Source organism: Wolbachia endosymbiont (group B) of Sphaerophoria taeniata, assembly GCF_947179355.1.
GTDB lineage: Bacteria > Pseudomonadota > Alphaproteobacteria > Rickettsiales > Anaplasmataceae > Wolbachia.
The window spans coordinates 217,031-241,593 of record NZ_CAMXAW010000002.1; the positions used below are offsets into that span (position 1 = coordinate 217,031).

21 protein-coding genes and 5 pseudogenes are annotated in these 24,563 nt (G+C 35.3%); 7 read left to right on the plus strand and 19 right to left on the minus strand.

Going from position 1 to position 24,563, the window contains the following annotated elements; translation table 11 throughout:
• The first annotated feature begins 24 nt into the window (after window positions 1–24).
• Window positions 25–555 carry an ankyrin repeat domain-containing protein gene (locus tag ONG75_RS02185; protein WP_264375657.1) on the plus strand — a complete coding sequence of 177 codons (531 nt, stop codon included), beginning with the start codon at window positions 25–27 and terminating at the stop codon, window positions 553–555.
• A 66-nt stretch (window positions 556–621) separates the two neighbouring features.
• Complete coding sequence (locus ONG75_RS02190) at window positions 622–840, plus strand: hypothetical protein (protein WP_264375658.1); 219 nt, start codon at window positions 622–624, stop codon at window positions 838–840.
• On the opposite strand, the pseudogene ONG75_RS02195 reads toward ONG75_RS02190, so the two are convergent.
• The 3 genes and pseudogenes from ONG75_RS02195 to ONG75_RS02205 form a co-directional block, all read right to left on the minus strand.
• Window positions 831–1,052: pseudogene (locus ONG75_RS02195) on the minus strand (phospholipase D-like domain-containing protein); the annotation flags it as partial. The gene ONG75_RS02190 and the pseudogene ONG75_RS02195 sit on opposite strands and share 10 nt — an antisense overlap.
• A gap of 38 nt (window positions 1,053–1,090) precedes the next feature.
• Window positions 1,091–2,050 (minus strand): IS5 family transposase, encoded by a 960-nt coding sequence (locus ONG75_RS02200; RefSeq protein WP_264375556.1) that lies wholly within the window; start codon window positions 2,048–2,050, stop codon window positions 1,091–1,093.
• Window positions 2,051–2,150: 100 nt separating this feature from the next.
• Window positions 2,151–2,465, minus strand: a complete 315-nt coding sequence (locus tag ONG75_RS02205; RefSeq protein ID WP_405197630.1) for a phospholipase D-like domain-containing protein — start codon at window positions 2,463–2,465, stop codon at window positions 2,151–2,153.
• On the opposite strand from ONG75_RS02205, the gene ONG75_RS02210 reads away from it, so the two are divergent.
• Window positions 2,464–3,399 carry a patatin-like phospholipase family protein gene (locus ONG75_RS02210; protein WP_264375659.1) on the plus strand — a complete coding sequence of 312 codons (936 nt, stop codon included), beginning with the start codon at window positions 2,464–2,466 and terminating at the stop codon, window positions 3,397–3,399. The two genes, ONG75_RS02205 and ONG75_RS02210, sit on opposite strands and share 2 nt — an antisense overlap.
• A gap of 66 nt (window positions 3,400–3,465) precedes the next feature.
• Here ONG75_RS02210 and wmk read toward each other — a convergent pair whose 3' ends face one another.
• The 15 genes and pseudogenes from wmk to ONG75_RS02285 all read right to left on the minus strand — a co-directional run bounded on the left by wmk (window position 3,466) and on the right by ONG75_RS02285 (window position 18,169).
• On the minus strand, window positions 3,466–4,131 hold the full coding sequence (gene wmk, locus ONG75_RS07725; protein WP_319606833.1) for a WO male-killing family protein Wmk: 666 nt from the start codon (window positions 4,129–4,131) through the stop codon (window positions 3,466–3,468).
• Window positions 4,128–4,421 (minus strand): helix-turn-helix domain-containing protein, encoded by a 294-nt coding sequence (locus ONG75_RS02220; RefSeq protein WP_264375660.1) that lies wholly within the window; start codon window positions 4,419–4,421, stop codon window positions 4,128–4,130. Before ONG75_RS02220 ends, wmk begins: the two co-directional genes overlap by 4 nt.
• 84 nt (window positions 4,422–4,505) lie before the next feature.
• Window positions 4,506–5,051: a hypothetical protein gene (locus ONG75_RS02225; RefSeq protein WP_264375661.1), complete on the minus strand. Its 546-nt coding sequence runs from the start codon at window positions 5,049–5,051 to the stop codon at window positions 4,506–4,508.
• 62 nt (window positions 5,052–5,113) lie between these two features.
• Window positions 5,114–6,868 (minus strand): reverse transcriptase domain-containing protein, encoded by a 1,755-nt coding sequence (locus ONG75_RS02230; protein ID WP_214303292.1) that lies wholly within the window; start codon window positions 6,866–6,868, stop codon window positions 5,114–5,116.
• 255 nt (window positions 6,869–7,123) lie between these two features.
• Complete coding sequence (locus tag ONG75_RS02235) at window positions 7,124–7,255, minus strand: hypothetical protein (RefSeq protein ID WP_255521118.1); 132 nt, start codon at window positions 7,253–7,255, stop codon at window positions 7,124–7,126.
• Window positions 7,256–7,317: 62 nt separating this feature from the next.
• Window positions 7,318–7,425, minus strand: a pseudogene (locus tag ONG75_RS02240) (IS110 family transposase); the annotation flags it as partial.
• A 237-nt stretch (window positions 7,426–7,662) separates the two neighbouring features.
• Entirely contained in the window at window positions 7,663–8,877 is a 1,215-nt protein-coding gene (locus ONG75_RS02245; RefSeq protein ID WP_264375662.1) for a DNA modification methylase, read from the minus strand.
• A 102-nt stretch (window positions 8,878–8,979) separates the two neighbouring features.
• On the minus strand, window positions 8,980–9,456 hold the full coding sequence (locus ONG75_RS02250; protein ID WP_264375663.1) for a Holliday junction resolvase: 477 nt from the start codon (window positions 9,454–9,456) through the stop codon (window positions 8,980–8,982).
• A 901-nt stretch (window positions 9,457–10,357) separates the two neighbouring features.
• On the minus strand, window positions 10,358–11,209 hold the full coding sequence (locus tag ONG75_RS02255) for a BRO family protein (RefSeq protein WP_264375664.1): 852 nt from the start codon (window positions 11,207–11,209) through the stop codon (window positions 10,358–10,360).
• A gap of 69 nt (window positions 11,210–11,278) precedes the next feature.
• On the minus strand, window positions 11,279–12,697 hold the full coding sequence (locus ONG75_RS02260) for an AAA family ATPase (protein ID WP_047759169.1): 1,419 nt from the start codon (window positions 12,695–12,697) through the stop codon (window positions 11,279–11,281).
• A gap of 886 nt (window positions 12,698–13,583) precedes the next feature.
• Entirely contained in the window at window positions 13,584–14,417 is an 834-nt protein-coding gene (locus tag ONG75_RS02265; RefSeq protein WP_264375665.1) for a helicase RepA family protein, read from the minus strand.
• Between the two features lie 8 nt (window positions 14,418–14,425).
• The gene (ltrA, locus tag ONG75_RS02270; protein WP_264375419.1) at window positions 14,426–15,895 is read right to left on the minus strand and encodes a group II intron reverse transcriptase/maturase; all 1,470 of its coding nucleotides are present in this window, start codon (window positions 15,893–15,895) and stop codon (window positions 14,426–14,428) included.
• 450 nt (window positions 15,896–16,345) lie between these two features.
• A pseudogene (locus ONG75_RS02275) lies at window positions 16,346–16,789 on the minus strand (AAA family ATPase); the annotation flags it as partial.
• Between the two features lie 23 nt (window positions 16,790–16,812).
• Window positions 16,813–17,622 carry an ATP-binding protein gene (locus tag ONG75_RS02280; protein ID WP_264375667.1) on the minus strand — a complete coding sequence of 270 codons (810 nt, stop codon included), beginning with the start codon at window positions 17,620–17,622 and terminating at the stop codon, window positions 16,813–16,815.
• A gap of 52 nt (window positions 17,623–17,674) precedes the next feature.
• Window positions 17,675–18,169, minus strand: coding sequence for an RNA polymerase sigma factor (locus ONG75_RS02285; RefSeq protein ID WP_264375668.1), 495 nt, complete (start codon window positions 18,167–18,169; stop codon window positions 17,675–17,677).
• A gap of 230 nt (window positions 18,170–18,399) precedes the next feature.
• On the opposite strand from ONG75_RS02285, the pseudogene ONG75_RS02290 reads away from it, so the two are divergent.
• The 4 genes and pseudogenes from ONG75_RS02290 to ONG75_RS02305 all read left to right on the plus strand — a co-directional run.
• A pseudogene (locus ONG75_RS02290) lies at window positions 18,400–19,683 on the plus strand (AAA family ATPase); the annotation flags it as partial.
• A 450-nt stretch (window positions 19,684–20,133) separates the two neighbouring features.
• On the plus strand, window positions 20,134–21,603 hold the full coding sequence (gene ltrA, locus ONG75_RS02295) for a group II intron reverse transcriptase/maturase (RefSeq protein ID WP_264375419.1): 1,470 nt from the start codon (window positions 20,134–20,136) through the stop codon (window positions 21,601–21,603).
• Window positions 21,604–21,668: 65 nt separating this feature from the next.
• A pseudogene (locus tag ONG75_RS02300) lies at window positions 21,669–22,031 on the plus strand (AAA family ATPase); the annotation flags it as partial.
• A gap of 33 nt (window positions 22,032–22,064) precedes the next feature.
• Window positions 22,065–22,565 carry a hypothetical protein gene (locus tag ONG75_RS02305; protein ID WP_264375670.1) on the plus strand — a complete coding sequence of 167 codons (501 nt, stop codon included), beginning with the start codon at window positions 22,065–22,067 and terminating at the stop codon, window positions 22,563–22,565.
• Window positions 22,566–23,159: 594 nt separating this feature from the next.
• Here the strand turns inward: ONG75_RS02305 and tnpC are convergent.
• Entirely contained in the window at window positions 23,160–24,542 is a 1,383-nt protein-coding gene (gene tnpC, locus ONG75_RS02310) for an IS66 family transposase (protein WP_264375454.1), read from the minus strand.
• Window positions 24,543–24,563: the final 21 nt, after the last annotated feature.

The following is a 24,563-nucleotide window of genomic DNA, read 5'->3' on the forward strand; positions in this document are numbered from 1 at the left end:
TTAATATTGAAAAAGGTATTGAATATGAATAGAGACTCAAGAAATAAGCTACATTTTTGGTGGTTTATAGTAACAGTAGTATGTGTTATTATTACTTATTACTATATGAAAGCAAAAGCTACAGATAATTATAAAACAATATTACAAGTTGCATCTGAAAATTGTAACTTAGAGATTGTTAAATTCTCAGTAGAAAATTTGTTAGATACTAGCGTACAGATTAATAAGTTAACAGCATTACATCATGCATCTGATTCTGGGTGTCTAAGAATTGTTGAGTTTTTAGTGAAAGAAAAAGCAAATATAAATGCTACAGGTGGGTATATGGGATGGACAGCTTTGCACCATGCAGCAGATAAGGGACATTTGGAAATCGTTGAGTTTTTACTAAGTAAAGGAGCAAATCCTACAGCTACAGCCCAAGACGGAAGAAGACCTAGAAATATGGCTGTAGTGGAATCGCGACACAATAAAAATAACAAACATTACGATAAAATCATAAAGCTACTTGCTAAAGCAGAGGATCAATACGAATCAACAAAAAGTAATCACTAAAGCTGTAAGTTTTCTATGATCTCTATATAAATCCTCAAACTATCCATAATAGATTAATACTTTCACATGAAAAAGCAAAAAATCCCAATAGCGGTAATAATAACAATAGTTCTACAGACTGTAGGATTCATATGGTGGTTATCCAAGCTAGACTCAAGGGTACAATTTCACGATAAACTTATTGAATATGGTTTAATGGAAAAAGTGTTAGTACTTGAGGAAAGGGTGAAAAATCTTTCTGAGGAATTAGATGAATTCAAAGATAACTTAAAGTCTGGTGTATAATGCTTAGACTGCGATTGGCGATTTTTCCAATTTTTGACGTATTGTTCAACTAGTGGAGAATCTCCTGTTATGATCAGTAGGTTTTCAGCATTTCTTTGCTGAGCGGCATCTGAAAAGTTAAATGATCCGGTTATGATTTTTTGCTCATCAATAATAATTACCTTGCTATGAGCAATAGCGGGTTTAAAGTCAATCCATATCGGAATGGCTTTGTTGCATAGCACTGATAGGCATGTAAATCACAGTGAATTTACGCAGCTAATTTAAATTTAGCCATACCTATATCAGTAAATTTGTTCAATAAGTAGCACTTAATTAACAGCTCTTTTTCACGATTTACCTCTGATTTATTTTTCAAGCCAAACCCAAATATTTGCTTCAACCTATAGAAAAAGACTTCAATATAAGACCGTGCTCCATACTTAACTTTTTTCTTCCATTCATTAATACCATCTTCATAATTCTCATATGACCTAATTCTACTAATATACTTGTTTCTTTCTGATAAGTAGTCAGCTAAACAAATTTTAGTATCCTTCCTAGGGCGAATAATAGGCACAATATTGTATTTTCTGCATTCTTTATACACACTTTTTATATCATAAGCCGCATCTGCTCGAATAGAACAAATGTTATATTTATCACTGACTTCTTCTAACATATCGCAGACCGGCAAATAGTCTACAGCAACACCACTAGTGTAGTTCATGCTTATTGCTTTCTTATCATTTATGTTTAAAACAACATGTAATTTTCTTACTTGACCATAACCACTGTATTTCCTTTTTCGAATATTAAGCTTACTATGCCCACCGTTATTATTGTAGATACTAACTCTAGTGCTATCTACGGCAATTTCAACATTTTCCAGATCATCTTTATTGCTTCTATGGTCATCAATCTTCAAATTAAGCTTTTTAAATCTTCTGGAAGCTTGTGTATAGCTGATAATCTTAAGTTTTTTGCCTATTTGTACCATATAACCTTTTACAAAACCTACAGCTTGTCTCAAGCCAATTCTAAAAAGATGAACTATTATGTGTATTAAAATTACAACTTTATCACTATAAGTGTTATTGCCACCTGCAACTTTTGGACTATTTTCATACCAATTTTCTATGGCTTGATTAACAAAATGAAAAACATTTCCTCTTTTTTTGAGAAACTCGTTATATTCTCTTTGGTTACTTACTCTCATTTTTTGTGGCATAAGTTGTACTTGTTTGAAAAATGCCTATTTTACAACAAAATGCGTTAGTAGCCATATATTAAAAAGCTTTTCTTCTTACAATAACCTCAACCAACACTAGCTATGCAACAAAGCCTATCGGAATTTTGTGCTCAAATAATTCGTTAATTACACTATGTTTTGAACTAGTTTGTGATTCATCTAGAATAACCTTAATATCAACTCCACGCTTTTTAGCTTGAACCAAGGACTCAGCAATAGGCTTTGAGGTAAATTGGTATGCCTGAACCAACACGGATTTTTTAGCATGATCCACGGAATCAATTATTAGGTTGGTGCAATTTTCTCCAGGAGTAAAACATACTGTAGTTTTTGGACAACTAGAAAATCCTGATAGAAGCAAGCAAGTTAATAAAACTAATAAATATCTACTCATGACTAAATACATCCTTTCAATTGACGGCGGAGGCATAAGAGGCATCATACCAGCCATAATATTAGCAGAAATAGAAAAGAGAGCAAGGAAGACAATTTCCCAGATTTTTGATCTTATGGCTGGTACTTCAACTGGTGGGATTGTTGTAGCAGGGTTATGCAGGAAAGATGAACAAGGAAATCCCCAATACTCAGCCAATGATTTAGTTGAATTTTACCAAGAATACGGGTCATATATTTTTAAATCTTCATTCTTCAGGCGATCAATATTATCTTGGTTTAACTGTACACAATACCCACATAAAAATATTGAATTTGTACTGGATAAATATTTTGGAGAGGATATTCTAAAAAATACATTAAGTAAGGTACTGATAACAAGTTATGATATTAACAACAACTATCCTTTCTTTTTTAAGAGCTGGAGAGAAGACAGAAATTTTATCAGGCTAAAAGATGCACTCAGAGCTGCAACGGCTGCACCTACTTATTTCATACCAAAACATCTAAAAATTGATCAGATAGACAGAGTATTAGTGGATGGCGGGGTATTTGCGAATAATCCAGCGGCTTGTGCATATGCAAGTGGTAAGAGGTTATTTCCAAATGATGATATTGTACTGTTATCGATAGGTACTGGAAGAACAGATAGAAGTATAAGGTATTCTAACTCGAGGAAATTTGGAAAGATAGGTTGGATAAAACCGCTGTTGAACGTAATGTTTGCCTCAAGTTTAGATGCAGTAAATTACCAACTTGATCAAGTTATAGCTGATAAATATATACGTATACAATCACAATTGAAAATAGCATCAGCTGACATGGATAATATTACATCAAAAAATATCAAATCTCTTCAGCAAGAGGCAAATGAAATGATAGAGGATAATCAGAAAGTGATAGAGAAATTCTGTATAGATATATTAAATATATAACTATTCTCTCTAATATTTTAATATATTATTTATGAGTCAGTAAACTACTGCTGTTTTTAACCCAGATTAAGTTTTGAAAGCATAATTTTCAAGCTCCTCAATAGATAAATCTGTTATTTTAGAAATAGCATCAATAGAAACGTCCAACATACGTAGATTATTCGCAACTTTTATTGCCTCTGCTTTGTAAATCTTTTCTTTGTAAACTTGCTTTCTTTGCGATAAAAATTCTACCCATATGTCCAGTTCATCTCGTGATTCTTGATTGTTAATTTTTTTTAACTCTCTTGCCAAGCTTAATAGCTCTTTTTCTCCTTCATCATCCTCATAACAATCTTTTTCCCTTATCAAATCTTCAGCATTCACCGATAATTTTTCTGCTATTTCCCATAGCCTTTCACTTAAAATTGTCACACTCCCCTGTTCATAATGATGTATCTGCGAGGGTCCCACATTAAGCTTTTTTGCTAACTCTTCCTGCGTATATCCTCTTATTATTCTCCACTTTTTTATCTCTTGTCCTCCGTTTTGGCTTGTATAATGTATACTCTCTTTATCAGAATATTCTTCAGTTGATAAACCTACTGCTCGGTAAATTATATCATTAGTAAACCCTGCCTTTAAAATATTTTTTGCTATTTTTATTCTTGCAGCTTTTACATTATTTTCCTCTTCAGCTCCAATAGATTTAGTTAATGCATAAATTGCCTTGCGTCCTCTTGTTTTTGCTATAAATTATACATCCATTCGATCTTACTTTCGTCAAAACAACCACTTTCTCTTAGCGCTTTTCGCCTAGGAAATAGATTTCTAACATGGATTGATAATCCCTCTGCTATCACTTTTAACTTTTCAATTGGAATGCCACATGCTCCTTGCTCATACCTTAGCAATGTATGATATTTTATCCCTGTCTTATCTACTAAGTCTTTCAGAGCATATTTTTGTTTTAACCTCCAGCTTCTTACATTCTGCGCTATTTTGTATCTTGCAGGGCTAATGTTCTTTGTATTATTGTTCACTATTTTTACGGAAATAAACATATATACCCTGCTAGAAAATTTTTTGCTATAGCTTAACTTTATTGAGGAAAAGTTTCCGATTGTTTAAAGCTTTCGAGAGGTTTCTTTACTACCTCCACACACCCTATCAACCCATGATAATGCTTCATTATTACTAATCGCCTTTATTTCTTCTTTTACCTTTTCTTTACTCCACTTACCACTCCTAGGGAAACTTCCTTTTTCTACCGCTTCTGTGACCGTCATTCCTCCAAAAAAACACCCTTTTCCTATATTTTCCCCTTTCTTTTGTAGTTCAGACCACATTTCTTTATCTGCTACTCTGACCTCTACTTGACTGTCATTTTCCGCATTATGGTATACTACAATTTTTAGGCTACCAATACTTGTAGGAAATGTTATCTCAAAAGCACTATTGTCAGACACATCAACGTAATTCCTCTCACCTTCTTTTTCACTTCTAACTTCAACCTTACTATCTCCTATTTCTATAACATCACCTCCTAATTTTACCTCTCCTGTGGTTAATCCTAAATTTTTTGTACCTTCCAATACCCTTGCAATATTTACCTTACTATTTTCAGAAAATTTCATAAAGTTATCTAAGTGGGAAAAGTCGCCTCTCCCCACTCGACTTCAGAACCGTACGTGAGACTTTCGCCTCATACGGCTCCTCTATAATTTGGTGCTTGTCATGCACACTTTCTATGTAATTCATCGTGACAATGTCCATGTAACAAGGATAAATTCTTTTTCATATTATTACGTCTGTTTCGGTCAATATGATGTGTTTCTAAGATATCATCATTTTTAAACCAAAGTTGACAATGACCACATTTACCTTGTTGTAACTTCAACAATTTTATTACTCTTGGTAGTTTATCTGGTATCTTCCTTAAACGATTACCCCAATAAACCCAATCGCCATCATATGGAGACTTGGTTCCTTTCACTTTGACATGCCTTTTAATAGCATGATCTCCGTGCTTAATAAGAAGAACTTTGTTATTTGTCATAAATCGCCAATTATCGTTTTTATACTTTTTAAAGTATTTATTTTTAATCCAGTATTTTCCTTTGGTTGGGTGCCTGTAGACTGCCCACTTCCAGATGTTTCTAAACATTACACTGTCAATAAACCTAAAGGTCTTGTTTGACACAACCGAAGAATAATATTTGCTCCACCCTCTAGTAATTGGGTTAAGCTGTCTTATTACTGTTTCTTGTGTTGATCCTCTTAATCCTCTAATCTTATGTTTTATAGTGAGTGTATGCTGTTTTCTGGATTCACGACTTGGTTTGACTAATAATTTATAACCCCTCTTATTATTTTTCGTAGAGTAATGCCTTATTGAGAAACCAAGAAAATTAAATCCTGGCTTTTCTCCATTTTGAGTATGAGAAATCTTTGTTTTTGAAGGTTTCAATTCTAGTCCAATGGTTTTGAGCCATTCTTCAACTATCATTTTTGCCTTCAGAATGATTTCCTTACTCTCATGTATGATGATAAAGTCATCTGCGTAGAAAATTACACTTAATGAGCTTTTTGCTTCTCTACTGCTTGCAACACCACATTTCATCTTCCTATATTGAAGAAGTTCACTCCATAACGTTTCTTTGATATATTGTTCTAATCCATTTAATGCAACACAAGCAAGTAACGGTGAGATCGTCCCTCCTTGAATTGTACCACGTTTTGTGGATTCAAATTTTCTGTTTTCCATTACTCCAGCTCTTAACCATCCTTTTATAATTCTTCTAAAGGTTGGTGTAGTGTTAAGTTTTTCCAACAGAGCATTTTGATTAATATTATCAAAACATCCAGAAATATCAGCATCTAAACAGTACGCTGTTTTCCAATTCAGTGAATTAAATATGGCTTCAATAGCATCATGACATGACCTACCAGGTCTAAAACCATACATGTTCGGTTCAAATCCTACCTCCCACTCTGGCTCTAGTGCCATTTTCATAAGTGTTTCTTTTGCCCTATCTGAGATAGTAAGTATACCAAGAGGGCGATATTCTATTGGTTTTCCAGGTTTTGGAATCCAAACACGTTTTGATGGTTTCGCTTTTTCTCTAACATTTAAAGAATATGCTAATTGCAATCTTTCTTTATGATTAAGATTTGCTTTTCCATCAATACCTGCAGTTTTCTTCCCTCTGTTATCTTGAGTTACTTTTCTGACAGCAAGTAGTTTTGCACTTATTGAATTGAGTAATAATCTTTGAAGTTTATGTACCTTCTTCTTATCATTACATATTGCAGCTTGGTAAATTCGCTTTTGTAGCTTAAATACAAATTTCTCAACTTTACGCCAAGGAATTGTATTCCATTCATACCTAACAAATTGTTGGTCTATAACATATTTACTACTATTCACCACTTTACCTTCCAAATTATAGTGTCCACGTCTGCATATCCCAAATATTACTTTGGGCATTAGCTTCTTGGACAATCCCTCCAATGTAAGTGCTTATGGCTGGCTGCCTACTTACATTCAAATGAATATAAGAGCACCTATATGGTTATCCCGTTTCACGATTTTGTTTCGTGTTAGACTTAGGTTCTTACTTTTTACCGGAAGCTGAGAACATCTATAATCAAAGACATCTAACTTTAATTCCTCGTATGCTTCATACCATTTTGGTCTATGCGTAAAACAACCTTAATTTCGCATATTCAATATAACGACAATTCAATCATAAGTTTCTCTCGTAACCATATCTAACTCTGTTTGCAGGAGTTTGCTATAAGGTTTAGCATTACCTGCTTTTATCTCATGCTTGCATCCTAAAGGTTGCCATTCTTTAAAATGTGAGACATACATTATCCCTGATGTCTAGGGAAGATGGAATCTAACCATCACAAAATCGCAACTTCGGGTCGCACAGAAGTATTATTGTCAAATTCAACAGCATTCTTCTGCTTGTGAACTGCAACAACATTCTTGAATTTTCCGATGTCAATACCAATAAAATTTTGATAAGATCTAACCATTATAACCTCGATAGTTTTATTAATTTAAGATTGTAAACGGGTGCATATATCTGTCCCACACAACTATTCAAACGTATCGAGGGATAGGGCTAGTGTACCTTGATGGAAACGGTTGTAATACCAACTTTTTTTCGGTCGCACACGCCCGTGATAGCTCTATTCCTATAGTGAGTAGGGCTATCTTTCCCTCTTATCTCTTTTATATCACATTTTTAACTTACAACTTTTTTTGCCCCTTTATTGCTGTTTTTCTTCTTGAATTTGTGCAAAAGTCTTTCCAGTACCAACTAAAATTGCCTTCCTACCTGTGTATATTTGCCAACGTTTTATGGTTACATCTACAAATTTTGAATCTAACTCTATTGTCCTACAAATTCTTCCTGTTCTTTCACATGCAATTAGTGTGCTACCAGAACCACTAAATGGATCAAGTACTATATCTCCTGGTCTACTGCTATTAACTATTGCTCTTTCCATTAATTCTACTGGCTTCATCGTTGGATGTAGTGAGTTATGTGTTGGCTTATCATAAAACCATAGATCACTTTGATTTCTACCTCCATGCCACTCACGTTTATTGCCGCTTTTCCATCCATAGAGCATTGCTTCATATTGCCTCTGATAATCAGATCTGCCTAGTGTAAAATGATTCTTTGCCCAAATGATAAATGTTGACCATTTTCCTCCTGCCTCCTCAAATGCTTTTTGCAACGTTGAAAACTCTGATGATGATATGCAGATGTAAATTGCACCTTTCGTATATGCTAAAATGTGGGAACAGATGTCATAGAGAAAAAGCTCATACTTTTCACCTTGATTATCATTTAATATCTTTTTATCTTGACTATTACCATAATCAACGTTATACGGAGGATCACAAACCGTAATGTCTGCCATTTTATCATCTAACAGCGCTTTATATGATTCAACTACAGAGCTATCACCACAATAGATTCGATGATCACCTAAAATCCATAAATCACCTGGTTTTGTTATTTCTACCCTTTTTTCATCACCAACCAAGTCAGAAAAATCTTCTTCTTCTCTATCTAAATCATCAAGAAAATTTTGAACTTTTTCCAATTCAAATCCTGTCATTTTAAGATCAAACTGCAGATTTTCTAATTCTTGAATTTCCACTTTTAAAAGCTCATCATCCCACTTTGCCCAATTAGCTGATTGATTTGCCAGTAATCGAAAAGCTTTGGTTTGTGGTTCATTTAGATTATCACTTAAAACCACTGGAATACTCTCCATACCAAGTTTTCTTGCTGCTTTAAGTCTTAAATGACCATCAACCACAGTGCCATCGCTTTTTGCAACTATTGGTATACGAAAGCCGAATTCCCTGATTGAAGCACACATTCTATTTACTACATCATCATTTTTACGAGGATTACGCTTATATTCGACGAGGTTTTCAACAGGATAGTAGTGGATTGCTAAATTCATATCTTAATAATTAAAAAGTTAATATTAAAAATATCTCTGACGCTAAAGAAGGCCTGGGGTCAGCACCACCAAACCCGCCAATATGGCCAAAAGGACCCACTTTTACGGTATTTTTAATGTGTTAAAATCTTTACTAAGATTCATAACGTAGAACATTAATGCCAAAGCATCCCCCTCATTATCATCTTTAGGAAAAAACCCTTTTTCACGTATCGCTTCAATAACTTCACTCTTACTTGCATTGCCTTTGCCTGTGATAAAGCGTTTTATAGTCTTAACAGGAACGCTCTGATAGGGAATATGATTTTCTTCACACCAAGCAGACAAATGCGCTAAGAAACCTCCGTAGCAATGCGCTGCATCAGTTCCAAGGTGTCTTCTCACTTCCTCAAAATACACTGTTTCAATACTTGGAAATTTTTCTTTCATTTCATTCAACCACTTACGAAAATTTAAGAAGCACATTCCGCCTCCACTGAAACGACTACCATGAAAACTTTCGCTTCCACTTTCAATTACTCCATCTGTTAGAATTGCCCAGCCTGTTTGCTTGCCAAGGTCTAGTGTTAGGATTGACATACTACTTTCTAAAATTAAAAGGACTTATCTATAGCTTGCGACAAATAAAGTCTTTTGCGGTATAAATTCTTTATATGAAAATGAGTTCTTTAAAGTTGAAAAATCTATTGCTTTTATCATAAAATCACCAAAACATTGACTATAAGTAGCACTGATTCCAAAATATCGTTTGGTTCCTGCAAAATACACTAGAAATTCATAGGTTTTTGTAGTCCAACAATGAGAATTATGTGCTACTGCAGAAAGTTGTTTTCTTATTATATATATTCACCAAAATTACGAAAACTGTTCAATTTTTTTTTATTTGCAAAGTACAAAAATCGTATTAGACTTATATACAGGTTTGTTCTATAGTAGTAAGGTTATTGACAATGCCATTTAATTAAGTTTTAAAGGGTGTTATATGCATTCTTTGGTGAAGTGCTGTGTACGTATACCCATAGAATCACATCTAGCTTTAAAACGAAGTTTTTATCTCATCTAAAAAAATATAAATTCTCAAGCTTACCAAATTTCCTTTCTACTAAATGTTTGTTAGTGGTAGGATTGACATTTTCTTTGTACTTAAAGCGTATCTACCTCGTTCAAACAATGCCCTTCTATTATATATATATCGGATTTCTTACTACTTTTTCCGGGATTTTCTCAAAAAAAGTTAAAATAATTTTAAGACAGCTAAGAAATTAAAGAGCTTTAAGAACCCGCTAAACAGAACTCCTAGACACCTTACTATTTGAGTTGTTTCCATTTTGGAAATAACTTTCTATTTGAGCTGAGAAGAAATTACATGAATTTTTGGTAAAAACATACACAAATACCTACCTAAATCATCAATAACACTATAATAGCCTTCTAAAACGTTTTAAACCATAAAATTCAGAGATTTCTCATAGTGAGAACTTTAATCTTTAATCCTCTTTAAAAAGTTATCTGAAGAAACGACTTTCACACCTCTCGCTTTTTCAAATGCCTCTCTTGCTGTGCCTGCGTTCTTACCTCCTTCCTTTGCCGCCTCTAAATTTTTATTATAACCCTGCGCATCTTTATCCTTTATCTCATCAATTGTAGCCTGTTCTCCTAGCATATTGAAAATTAGCTCAATCGGCGTCATATGATCTCTTAAAGGCTGTTTCTTCAAGCCTTTTATTTCCTTATGATGCTTTGTTTTTACTCCAAATGTTCCCTCAGAAATTACGTCTGTCAATATTGCGTATTCCCTACCTTCAATATACTTGTTATTGTGGTCAGATATATTTCTATTACCCCATTCTTTTGTTAGTTGATTTCTGACAGCTATTGATTCTATTCTCTTTTGTATCCATTCTTGAGGGTACCCTTTTGCAGCATAATCGGCATAGATTCGTTTGAGTGCAAGTTCAGGGTTTTCATATTCTTGTAGTCTTTCATACCCAACTTTTGCAAGCCAACGTTTAAATTGCTCAACTCTTTTGGAAGGAATAGACTGCAAAATACGAAACAACCCCTCAACATTTGTACAATTAACATTCTGTTTACCACCTTTTGTTTTAATTTCAAGGGGGGTGACAAATTGTCCCCATCCTTCAGAAAGCCCTATATCTCTGCTTTTTATCTTTTTTAGATAGTCAGATGGGTTCTTACTACCTGTCAGAAAAGCTATTACTTCTGTTATTACATACCACCACTCTCCATCATGTAGTACTCTAGTAAAACTGCTATTATCAAAAGCAGTAGTTTCAATATCTCCTTCTTTTAAAGTTAAAGTATCAGTCATAAGCAACCTCTATAAGTTAAGAATAAACGTAAAAACTAAAAAGACATTATTTTTAAGTCAGAAAAAACATTACTTACAATTCAATAATTTTCCAAAATCAATGATGTGTGAAAAGTAACCACTATCTATAACATCATCACTTACATCATTGACGTGGATAAGGACTGGACGACATGAAAAGCCTTTTGGACGATTTAGTGCATCTATTTTCTTTTGTACCTCTTGTATTATTGAATGACCAATTTTATCTTTTGAAAATTTGATTTCGCAAATGTAGAGAGTATTAAACTTTGTTTGAATCATATAATCAATTTGACAGCCTGCGCTATTACGCGTTCTTTTCTGAAAAAATGGATTTTCGCTTATTATTCCATCAATTCCTAAGATATTATGTATACTCTTTCTATTGTTCAGCACCAAATTTTCAAATTGAAGCCCAATAATTGTATACCACTCTGGTAAGAACCCTATAGAATAGGTGTCACGACTAATTTTCCCTAGATCTTTTTCGATATATTTTAGATAAAACCTTAAATAATTATCTTGAAGTCTGTATCTCCTGAGTCGTGAATCAGTACCAGTTTTTATACTCCAAGTATGATCTTTTGCAATAAAACCAGCAAGCTCAAGCTCATGTAGATACTCAGAAATGCGTCCATGTCTTACGATATTTAAAGTAGCACAAATTTCTTCTTGTTCTTTAGCTCCAGTAGAAAGAGCTCTGACTATTTGCTTATAAAAAGCCGTTTTTCGCATGAATAAATCTGAGAATATTTGATTAAATTCTTCAACTAAAAACCCACCTTTTGTAAAACAAAGCCTTTTAATATTTTCTTCAGCGCTATGCTTAAAATTTACCTCTTCTAAATACTTTGGAATTCCGCCAGTTACTGCAAGCACCTTGAACTTTTCATATGCTGAAATATTTTTTGGCCAAAATTCGTTGCAATCAGAAAGTGATAATTCTCCGAGTGTTAAAGTTAACGATATTCTTCCTACGAAACCAGTACTACTAAGTATATTTTTCTCGATCCAGGATGAAGCTGATCCACAAACAACAAAAATCAGCTTGTTATTATTTTTTAGCTGCGTATCCCAAAAATTCTTTATTTTTCCTAAAAACGTTGGATCTTTTGAACCCATCCAAGAAATTTCATCAAACAGCAATAATGTTTTTCCTGATAGCAAACGTTCACCAACTGCCCATAGTAAATCGCTCCAGTCATCATACCTAGCAAAAGATGTATTAAATTGTCTAGCAACTTGTCTAGAAAATTCATTAAGTTGGTAGGACATTGTAGTATGCTTTTCTGGTGGCAAACCTATAAAGGAGTAATATTGTTCAAAATACTTACCAAACTCTTGAATTAAACGACTTTTTCCTATACGACGCCTTCCTTTGACTACTACAAAAGATGCAGTATTTTTTTCTGTAAGCTCCAGTAGTTGTTTTAACTCAGTTTGCCTACCAATAAATGATGGAGACATAAAATACGAAATATAAATCTTTGTCTCCGTTATACTAGATAAAATTGGAGACGTAAATAAATAAATTTAGATCTTTGTCTCCATCTTGAACTATTGAGAGGGTTTTGTAGCTTATGTTTATGGCAGCAACTTTTTTCCTTTAGCTTCATTTACAAATTATTTATAGAGATTACCTAAAGACTCAACTTAAGAATTTTAGATAAAAGTCGTTATATCTCAATAAGACCTCCAAAACCAGCTCTTGTTTCACCTAAATTACAAAAACTTTTCACTTTTTTGAAAAAAATGTTTTACAACGAATAAAAAGCGTGATAGGGTACAATAAGGGTTTTTTTATAACAAGTAAAACTTTAAAGCAAGAAATAATTTAGAAATGCCTCATAATCGAGTTTTAAGCTACCCTACGTGAGTAACTTAGGTCTTGGTGGTATAATTGTACCCTGAGGTTGTAGAATCGCTTTAAAATCCAATTACGGTTCATTTGTTTTTTCTGAGCATTGTCTTTCATTTCTTTTATCAGATAATTTTGAAAGAGAGCTTTATACGTATCCATAGCTTATTATTGTAGACTGGTTAGTAACCGAACAGAGTAGTATGTTTTAAAGTCATACTACTATATTATTATTATATAATAATAGGAAATTTTGGAAACTGGAGACTGGTCAAAACTCCTCAATACTCCTAAGCTTTTTGCCACCTAAACCAGATTACAGCTCAGAAATCTGTCAACCATTAAACCATTGAAAATCTAGCATTTTTTTACTACCAGAAAGTACCAGATCTCATAAACTGCACCAGATTCTGCCAAGACTGAAGAGTTCTGGAGTCTGAAATAATCAATATACTTCGTAAGTAACCTTATTACTGTAAATGATATAGAAGAGATCTAATTATAGTAAAGCCAAATGTTTGAATCTTCAACTGGCATAATACTGCCATATTCTGGCGATTTATAATCGGTTGGTAAAATCTTCTCATATACTGTAATATCCTTATTTAGTTGGTTTGTAACTTTCTTTTCCATATCTTCAACACAAAGTATCCCATACTTACTTCTTTCAGCATTTTTATCATTCCTGTTAAACTTAATGTAACCTTTTGCAGCAAGAACATCAATGCGTTCACGAATGGAGTTTTTACTACCAAGACCTGCTTTATTTTCAAATACCTCACAGAATGTATTGATTGTATATACTTTCCCTCTATTTCTCGCCTCGTCGTAAATTAATTGCAGTATAATATCATATCTACGAGAACGCTCTGCATCTAATTTTTGTCCATAATCTTTATGTATCAGTCTCTGTGACTCATAATCAAGTATTTGCCAGCAGTTATCGATTTTATCAACACATTTTGATGGAATAGCATGACCATTACGTAATTCAAACATCAGTTGACGACTACTTTGCCGTTCATCTGGCTTAAACATTATCATTCCTGTAGTATAAAAGCTTCTTAACGAACCAGCACCACTGAAACTCTGAAAAGGATCTTCTTCTAATGATTTCTTTTGCATCTTCTTCGTGTGATGTACTAAAATGACTCCTGCATTCGGATTAACTAACGCTCTCAATTTTTCAACTCTTTCTTGCAGGAAAAATAGCATAGCATTGTTATCATTTTCACTACTGTTCTCGCCAGCATCAAAAACGTTACGTAGTGGTAGGGTCGAGAACTGGCGCGCCTCTTTAGGGCTTGGTGGCTGATCCATTATTTTCATGTTGGGCCTCAATCCAAAATTCCCATGTTTACGTTTCCAGCTCCCGCCTCGTCAAACGCAGCATGCAGTTTTCCCGCACTACGCTTTCCTAGCAGATTCTTACCAAAGTTTATAACATCTTGTACTGGGGCTGCTTTCGGAACGTAATATCTTAATCTATAGTCTTTATATAGACCTAGTGTTTCGTATATCCATTCGCTACTCCACCTCTCCCAGCCAAATCCTTTTGCTTTTCTAGCTTTCATTAATTTGCGTCTTACTTTCTTCTCTACCCATAGTTTCACGTAGTTAAAGTTTCGACCTGAGTTTCCTATCCTAAAGTAGTTTGTCCACCCTCTCAGTATTGGATTAATGATATTTATCACTTTCCATATTGGTTGCGATTTGTGGTCGCGAAATACCTCCTTCAATTTTTGAAGTAAGTTTGTCCGCGCTTTCATCTGTGGTGTTGTTTGTACCCTCCACTTTCCTTGTTTTGTGATCTTCTCTCGAAAATCAAATCCTAGAAAGCTGAATGTCTCTCTTTCCTTTAGGTTAATTACTTTTGTCTTTTCTTTATTTACTTCTACCTTTAGTTTTGCTAATTCTTCTTGTACTCTTCTATACACTAATTTTTCTAGCCATTCCCATCTCTGGTGCCCATCTATCAGTATCACTAAATCGTCTGCCCATCTGGCGTATTCTATATGTCGATATTTTCCCTCTTTTGTCACCTCTTTTGCCTTCTCTAGCATTTTATCTACCTCATTTAGGTATATATTGCTTATTAGTGGTGAAAGTGGTGATCCTTGCGCTATTCCTCGTTTCCCTCCTACTTTGAGGATTAGCTTGATCAAGTGCATGATTTCTTTATCATTTACTCTTTTGGAAATCTTTTCCATAAGAATATGGTGTCGCACATTGTCGAAGTAGGATTTCAGATCTATGTCAATAACTTTTGTATTGCCTTTGATTGCTGCTTTCGATACTTTATCAATTGCTTCATGCGCTTTTCTCCTAGGTCTATATCCATATGATCCGTCCTGAAAGTCAGATTCAAATATTGGTTCAAGTATTAGCTTCAGTGCTGTTTGCACTATTCTGTCCCGGATGCAGGGTATGTTCAACGTTCTGAGTTTTCCCCCAACTTTTGGTATTTCCTTCCTCCGGTTCCTATTTGGGCTATAGGTTTTGGTTATTAGTTCGTGTCTTATTTGTTGAAGATACTTTTCTAAGCCTTCTGCCTCTATCGATTCAAATGTCACCCCGTCTATTCCTGGTGCCCCTTTGCTCTTCTTTGTCAGCTTATATGCTTCTTCTAGTGTCTCCATCTTGCAGACGTGAACATAGATTCCCCAGAATCGCCATTCCGGTTCTGTTTTCGCTTTGGTATATATCTTTCTTCTCAGGTCTTGTAATTTTATTGGCATTTTTATCATTTTTACCTTTACCTTCCTTTTTGTTAAAAGATTTCTACTAGTAGGGTGCCTTTGCTCCATGAGAGTTACCTCACTTCTTTACTACTACGCACCCATCCGCCACCCTCTCATCTTCGGTTCTTTTCCTGTTTTCCAGTTATAGAACCTACCACTCCAAGGTATTTCTCCTTGGGATGAGGAGGGCTTCTCCAGTTGCTTTGTATGTCCTCATTACCATGCTATCACTACCACCCCGCTGAAGTAGAACAATTGTATCAGTCGTTTTTCAACTGCCTATTCTGCTTTCGCCCATTGACCGCTGGCTCAGCCTTCAGTTCTTATCGTTTTCGAGGCCACCTATATGTTTGCTTTCGCTACGGCCTGGTAATTCGCCATTATCCTATGATAACGTTGTCGGTAGGCTTCAACATTTTGCTTTCCCTCCACATTGCTACCCTAGCTACAGGACTTCGACTTTTATCCTGGTGGGTCTACCTCCCACTGAACATACTTGCCTTCTCTGGACACACGATCGATTGCAATAATATCAGGTTTAAAACGCTCTTTAATAACATTTTTAATTTCATCTATTTCTTCACTGGTGAAAGATAATTGTACTCTTGGTGTAATGATTAAGTTATTGGCAGCTATATTCAAAAGTTCGTTATCCAGTTGAAGTTGTTGCAAACGTTCTTTCATATATTCATATTCAATTTCAGTTTGCAGATAGAAAATTTTCATAGGTTTGCTTGGAGTCATACCCAAAAATGAAACTCCTGCTGCCATGTGGACAAGCCATGAAATTAGAAAATCGCTTTTGCCAATTTTAGGTGGGCCACCTAGTACCAATAGACCTCTTTTTGTTAAAATCCTTGGTGAGATTATATCTTCTGGTATCGGTGCTTTGTCGTTTAAATACTCTTTTACGCTGAAAAAGGGAATTTTTTGACCGATATTGAAAAAGCTTTGTTCCATAATAACTATTCTCCAATTTTTAATTAAGCAATAGGCGCAAAAGTTTTGGCTTTAATTTTCGCAAGTAATTTACCAAGATGCGGTTCTTCAACCATATTCAGGCATCCACTTCGATCTTTAGCAGGGTATCCCCAAGTATTAATAGTCTGACAGACAAATGAACGTTTTTCTGTGCCATCATCTTTCTTGATTCCAACCATGCTGATTACCTCATCAACTATCCCTGGAATCTCACTAGCAGTTTTAGCCCCTTCACATTGAGGTAGCCAAATTGAACGATTACAGTCATCGAGATATTGACCTAGTGTGCCAACTATGATGATGTCTTTATCTCTGATATGTTGAAACTGATTGAGCCAAGCCATCATCTCTTGAGCAAGTAACCCATAAGCAGCTCTTTTGTCTTCTTTTCCCGATCTATCAGAAAAACACTCAGGTTGCATCCTTGCCCATAAAAGACATAAACGTGAAGCAACGGTTATACTATCTACAAAGATGCATTGGTATTTAGAAACTTCAGAAAGAAGATCTTTATACTTGCCAGATACATGTTCATAGTGTTTTTGACTATACGCTTGATCAGATTTCAGCGCAGGATTAGGACCACCAATTAGGCAAGCAATGTCTCTGGCCTCATTCCAAGTGCGAATCTCAGTTGAATCTCCTTTCCAGTCTTGTACAGCTAGAAGTCCTGCTTCAAAATCAAGACAGAGTGTTGTTGATTCATCGATGGTTTTGAGCAGACTGGTCTTGCCAATTCCATAAGGTCCGAAGATTACTACCTTCACACCTGTGACCATTTTTGCTCTTTCTTCACTATTTACTATTTTCATATTTTTACCTGTATGGACTTATATATAAATTCACCAAATTTCAAAAAACTGTTCACTTTTTTTTGTATTTTTTTTCATAAAGAGATGCAAATTTAGATCGCATTTTCTTGAGAATGTTGTACAAAGTAGTCCGTGATATATTGTTCATATCTGCAACTTCAGCAATGCTGTGGTGTTTTAGTTGTTCACATAAAACCTGCCACTTCTTTGGTAACTTTGAAATAATTTGCTCAACATCAATACGTAGTATCGATTCATCTTCAAAACAGTAACTTTCCTGTTGCACATTATTTTCAAGTTTAGGAGTAGTACGTGAGTGTTTACGGACTAGATTATTAATACGATTTTTAACAACTTGCTTAGCAAAAGTTGAAAGACTGCCCTTAGTCTTATCATACTGATCTATGCATGAAAGAAACTCACAGAAGAGGTCCTGTTCTATGTCTTCAATATCTTGATCAGTAAGCGACTTATAATGTTTTGCGTAAAATTTTATTAAATTAACAACTTTAGGATCAATACCTGAATAAGAGTTTCGAGATTTCATAAGATGTATCCTTAAATGAAAGACTTAAGGATGAAACTTTCTTAGTAAATATTGTAGGACATGAAAAAAATACCTCAGACAATCGTGAGTTTTTTACCCTCTGAAAACCTGGAATCTTTTTTCAAACCTCAGACACTCAAAACTTTGATCAGACAATGCACTTACGAACTGAACAGTTTTTGTAAATCCGGTGAATATATAGAACAAGACTCCGAATTTAAAGGTTAATTATGAGTGTTTCATACAATGTTCCAGAGATTAAAGCACAACTATTGTTGAATTTAAGATCATGCCTTTCTTACCTTTTCCCCAATGGTACCTTCCATGGTGATGAATTTCGAATAGGTGATGTGCATGGTAACAAAGGACAAAGTTTAAGAGTAGAACTAAGTGGCAGTAGAGCAGGATTATGGAATGATTTTGCAACTGGAGAAGGTGGTGACATTATCGACCTTTGGGCAGCTGTGCATAGAAAGAATGCAAGGACAGAGTTTCCTGAGGTAATGGCTTCAATAAGTGAATGGCTCGGAAATAATAAAAAATACAGAGAATATGTTGATGAAGACTTCGAGAAATTTATTACCCAAAGTTGGAATTATTATGATGAAAATGGTCAGGTGATTGTAAAAGTTTACCGTTCTGACCCTCCCGGAAAGAAAAAAGTATACAAGCCTTTTGATGTTAAGCGAGGCAGATATGGTTCACCAGGAATAAGGCCAATCTACAACATTCCAGGAATCTTAAAGTCTGATAAAATTGTTCTGGTGGAAGGGGAAAAATGTGCAGAAGTGCTGATAGAGAAAGGAATAACTGCAACAACAGCGATGTCTGGAGCAAATGCACCTATTGAGAAAACTGATTGGACTCCGCTAAAAGGTAAACACATTATTATATGGCCAGACAATGATGAAGCAGGTAATAAATACGCAAAAAATGCTGAAGAAAAGCTTTTAGAAATCGGAGTTGAATCACTTGTTGTTCTTAATATTCCACAAAATAAAACAAAAGGCTGGGATGCTGCTGATTGTGTAGAGGAAGGAATAAATGTTAAAGAATTTTTAGCTTCAACTGCACTTACTACTAATACTCTAAGTACAAAAAGTTTGATTTCATTTTCTGCAAGGCAATACTTTAACGATAAATCACCGATGCCAGAAGATATAGTTGCTCCTCGAATTTTAACTCCAAGTGGACTTTTAGTGTTTGCTGGAGCACCTAAAGTAGGAAAAAGTGACTTTTTAATTTCTTGGCTAATTTACATGGCAGCAGGAGTTTCATTTTTGGGTATGACTCCAAGCAAACCTATGAAAATTTTCTATCTGCAAACTGAAATTGAATATGAATATATGAAAGAACGTTTGCAACAACTTCAACTGGATAACGAACTTTTGAATATAGCTGCCAATAACTTAATCATTACACCAAGAGTACAATTATCTTTCACCAGTGAAGAAATAGATGAAATTAAAAATGTTATTAAAGAGCGTTTTAAACCTGATATTATTGCAATCGATCGTGTGTCCAGAGAAGGCAAGTATGTTCAGTGGGAGGTAGACCCACCAGGATAAAAGTCGAAGTCCTGTAGCTAGGGTAGCAATGTGGAGGGAAAGCAAAATGTTGAAGCCTACCGACAACGTTATCATAGGATAATGGCGAATTACCAGGCCGTAGCGAAAGCAAACATATAGGTGGCCTCGAAAACGATAAGAACTGAAGGCTGAGCCAGCGGTCAATGGGCGAAAGCAGAATAGGCAGTTGAAAAACGACTGATACAATTGTTCTACTTCAGCGGGGTGGTAGTGATAGCATGGTAATGAGGACATACAAAGCAACTGGAGAAGCCCTCCTCATCCCAAGGAGAAATACCTTGGAGTGGTAGGTTCTATAACTGGAAAACAGGAAAAGAACCGAAGATGAGAGGGTGGCGGATGGGTGCGTAGTAGTAAAGAAGTGAGGTAACTCTCATGGAGCAAAGGCACCCTACTAGTAGAAATCTTTTAACAAAAAGGAAGGTAAAGGTAAAAATGATAAAAATGCCAATAAAATTACAAGACCTGAGAAGAAAGATATATACCAAAGCGAAAACAGAACCGGAATGGCGATTCTGGGGAATCTATGTTCACGTCTGCAAGATGGAGACACTAGAAGAAGCATATAAGCTGACAAAGAAGAGCAAAGGGGCACCAGGAATAGACGGGGTGACATTTGAATCGATAGAGGCAGAAGGCTTAGAAAAGTATCTTCAACAAATAAGACACGAACTAATAACCAAAACCTATAGCCCAAATAGGAACCGGAGGAAGGAAATACCAAAAGTTGGGGGAAAACTCAGAACGTTGAACATACCCTGCATCCGGGACAGAATAGTGCAAACAGCACTGAAGCTAATACTTGAACCAATATTTGAATCTGACTTTCAGGACGGATCATATGGATATAGACCTAGGAGAAAAGCGCATGAAGCAATTGATAAAGTATCGAAAGCAGCAATCAAAGGCAATACAAAAGTTATTGACATAGATCTGAAATCCTACTTCGACAATGTGCGACACCATATTCTTATGGAAAAGATTTCCAAAAGAGTAAATGATAAAGAAATCATGCACTTGATCAAGCTAATCCTCAAAGTAGGAGGGAAACGAGGAATAGCGCAAGGATCACCACTTTCACCACTAATAAGCAATATATACCTAAATGAGGTAGATAAAATGCTAGAGAAGGCAAAAGAGGTGACAAAAGAGGGAAAATATCGACATATAGAATACGCCAGATGGGCAGACGATTTAGTGATACTGATAGATGGGCACCAGAGATGGGAATGGCTAGAAAAATTAGTGTATAGAAGAGTACAAGAAGAATTAGCAAAACTAAAGGTAGAAGTAAATAAAGAAAAGACAAAAGTAATTAACCTAAAGGAAAGAGAGACATTCAGCTTTCTAGGATTTGATTTTCGAGAGAAGATCACAAAACAAGGAAAGTGGAGGGTACAAACAACACCACAGATGAAAGCGCGGACAAACTTACTTCAAAAATTGAAGGAGGTATTTCGCGACCACAAATCGCAACCAATATGGAAAGTGATAAATATCATTAATCCAATACTGAGAGGGTGGACAAACTACTTTAGGATAGGAAACTCAGGTCGAAACTTTAACTACGTGAAACTATGGGTAGAGAAGAAAGTAAGACGCAAATTAATGAAAGCTAGAAAAGCAAAAGGATTTGGCTGGGAGAGGTGGAGTAGCGAATGGATATACGAAACACTAGGTCTATATAAAGACTATAGATTAAGATATTACGTTCCGAAAGCAGCCCCAGTACAAGATGTTATAAACTTTGGTAAGAATCTGCTAGGAAAGCGTAGTGCGGGAAAACTGCATGCTGCGTTTGACGAGGCGGGAGCTGGAAACGTAAACATGGGAATTTTGGATTGAGGCCCAACATGAAAATAATGGATCAGCCACCAAGCCCTAAAGAGGCGCGCCAGTTCTCGACCCTACCTCTTCGTAACATTTTTAACTCAAGTGAATATGGCAATGAAAACGACAATAGCGCTATGTTATTCTTCTTGCAAAAAACACTTGAAAGACTGAGAAATGTTATCAATCCAGATTCGGGCATAATACTCACTCACCACACAAAAAAATTATCGAAAAAGATGCTGGAAGAAGATCCATTTCAAGGCCTAAGCGGTGCTGGATCTTTACGTGGATTTTATAGCACTGGCATGGTGATGTTTGCTCATGATGAGGAAAGCACTGTCCGTCAAATAGTATTTGAGCTTCGTAATGGTGAACGTGTAGCAAGTAAGCTTGTTGATAAGATAGATAGTCGTTGGAAGCTTGCAGACCAATGGAGTTGATTCCTTTTTTTCACTTAATTTATAGGAGACAATATGTTATCAGATTTTTTAACTGATTTTAATACTGCAAAATTACAAAGTAATTTAATACCAAAAGGTACAATAGTCAAGGTAAAAATGGCAATTAAACCAGGAGGTTATGAAAATTGGTTCACTAAAAGCTACACTACTGGTAGCATCTATTTAAACGCTGAATTTACGGTCACTGAAGGTCCATATACAAAACGTAAGATTTATCAAGTAATTGGTATTAAAAGTGGCAAAGCAAGCGTTGAAGGAGAAGATACTTGGGGAGAAATGGGTCGTTCTATGCTTAGAAGTATTTTAGAGTCAGCACGGAACATTCATTCAAATGACACTTCAGAAAAAGCAGTTATTGCTAGAAAAGTCAACTCTATAGCTGATTTTAATGGGTTAGAGTTTACTGCAAAAGTTGGTATTGAGGCTGATCGATATGGAGAGAAAAACAAGATTGCTACGGTTATTACTCAAGAGCAACATCAAAATACTGAGCGTGATTGGATACCTTTCTAAAGCTGCTGTGTTTATTTGAAACAATTTTTATAGATGAATAAATCCCAAAAAACACTATTGATTTAAAGAATGTCTGTCTTATTTATCGCCTGGTATTAGTGATATGAATGCTGAACAACAGGTTTCTAAAGATAAAAACGGTGATATAGCTGAATTTTTGAGTTCAATTATGAGTGACATAAACTTTGTTAAATTACTAAACATAAAGGAACCATACGCTGGAAGAGAGAATATGATACTGTTTTACAGTTAATTAATGAGGAAGGGACGCTTTTTTACTAAAACCCAATTTTGCTATTTTTTTGAATGGTCTTAAGAGTCATCATTCTATTCTTAGATATATTAATGCCTTAGTTACTGAAGGTTATATAAAATTTCGTGAAAAACAAGAAATAACAGACGCGTTAAAGTTATGTTACCATTAGACTGTTTTTAGCAATAGGGCTAGTTAGCACTTAAGTTAATGGTAGATGGATTAAGCCGATAGCCTGACCAGTTACACGCTTGTATCACATCATCGCGTTTTATATTTAGTCCCAAGGTGCTAGCTAGCTTTTCTGCTATTGTTTTTTGGTATCCGTTCAGGAGAGTGGTTTAAGAAACAATAGATAAGAGGTTTTGGAAAGGATTGAGACCCCTTTGTTTCCATGTTAAGTATAACGAAATTATCCGTTCAAGGAATGCATTTCCCCGCTTTGATTGTGTAAAATACGAATTTTTGCGGTAAACGACATAATGCCGTATCTGCTGTTCAGCATGGTTGTTTGTCAGCGGAATGTTTTTTGGGTCATCTAAAAAATTCCACATCATTCTTTCAGATTTCAAAATATTTTTCGCAACTCGAGAGGCTCCAATTGCTTCAGGTAAGTAGGATATTTCCTTCAAGTAATACCTTGTACGTTTTCGCAACTTTCTGGCACGTCTGGCAAATCTAAAAACATCTATCTCATTTTTTAGCAAAGCCTTTTTTAGTGCAAATAATTCAGTAGCTACATTTCTTAAGTAACAGCCAAGAACTTTGACTTCAATATTCCAACTATGCGCTAATCTTTCAAAATCCCTTGCTAAGTGTGCCCAGCAGATTTGCCTTTTTTCATCAGCAAAGTAATTGTATACTGCGTACCTGTCGGTTACCACTAAGCTATTATGATTGCAGCATGCGTTATTTTTTAAAACTTTCATTCCTCTTGACTCTGTCAACTTCACAAAACTTGCCGTATTGCTTGCAAACATCCAACACCAAGCGAGTTTACCTTTGTTATAATGGCTCGTTTCATCAATATGTAGAACTTTACTCCTACTTATCTCTTGTTCGATCTGCTCATACATTTTTTTGCATTTTGAAGCAACTCTATGTTCACTATTTGATATGCTAACGACGCTTATGTTCAAATTGAAGATATCATTTACGACACTCGCTATTTCGCGTTTTGAATTTTTGTAGAATCCGCTGAACGCTGCAATTATTGACTTAACCCTTGGACCAAATGTATCTGACGTAACACCTTCTGGTAACTTACTGCTTCTTCTTTTTCCGCATCTCCGGCAACGACCATGCTCCATCTGATATTCCACTACATAAGGCCTAATTTCCGGAAGATCAACTTTTTGATGAATGTACGGTCCATTGCATATTGCAATCCCTCCTCCGCATTCACAAGTAGATGACAACTTTACTTTTATCACCTCATCTGCATCCATTTTGGCGCGAAAACTTCCTTTATGACCAACCTGACCACCAACGTTTCTGTCGCTCTTTGGCTTGTCCTTTTTTATTTTGTACAACTCTCTAGAGCTTGGTAGAGATGAATTTTTCGAGTTTAAACCAAGCCTTTCCTTTAATTCAGCGTTCTCTATCTTTAAAGCCTTGTTCTCTGCTTTTAAACTTTCATTCTCCCTTTCCAGCTTTTCTATTTTTGCTTCTAACTTTTCTATTTTTTGCTGTAAATTTTTGCAAAGCTCTAAAAGGTTTACCACATTACCTCACTTTTGCTCTAT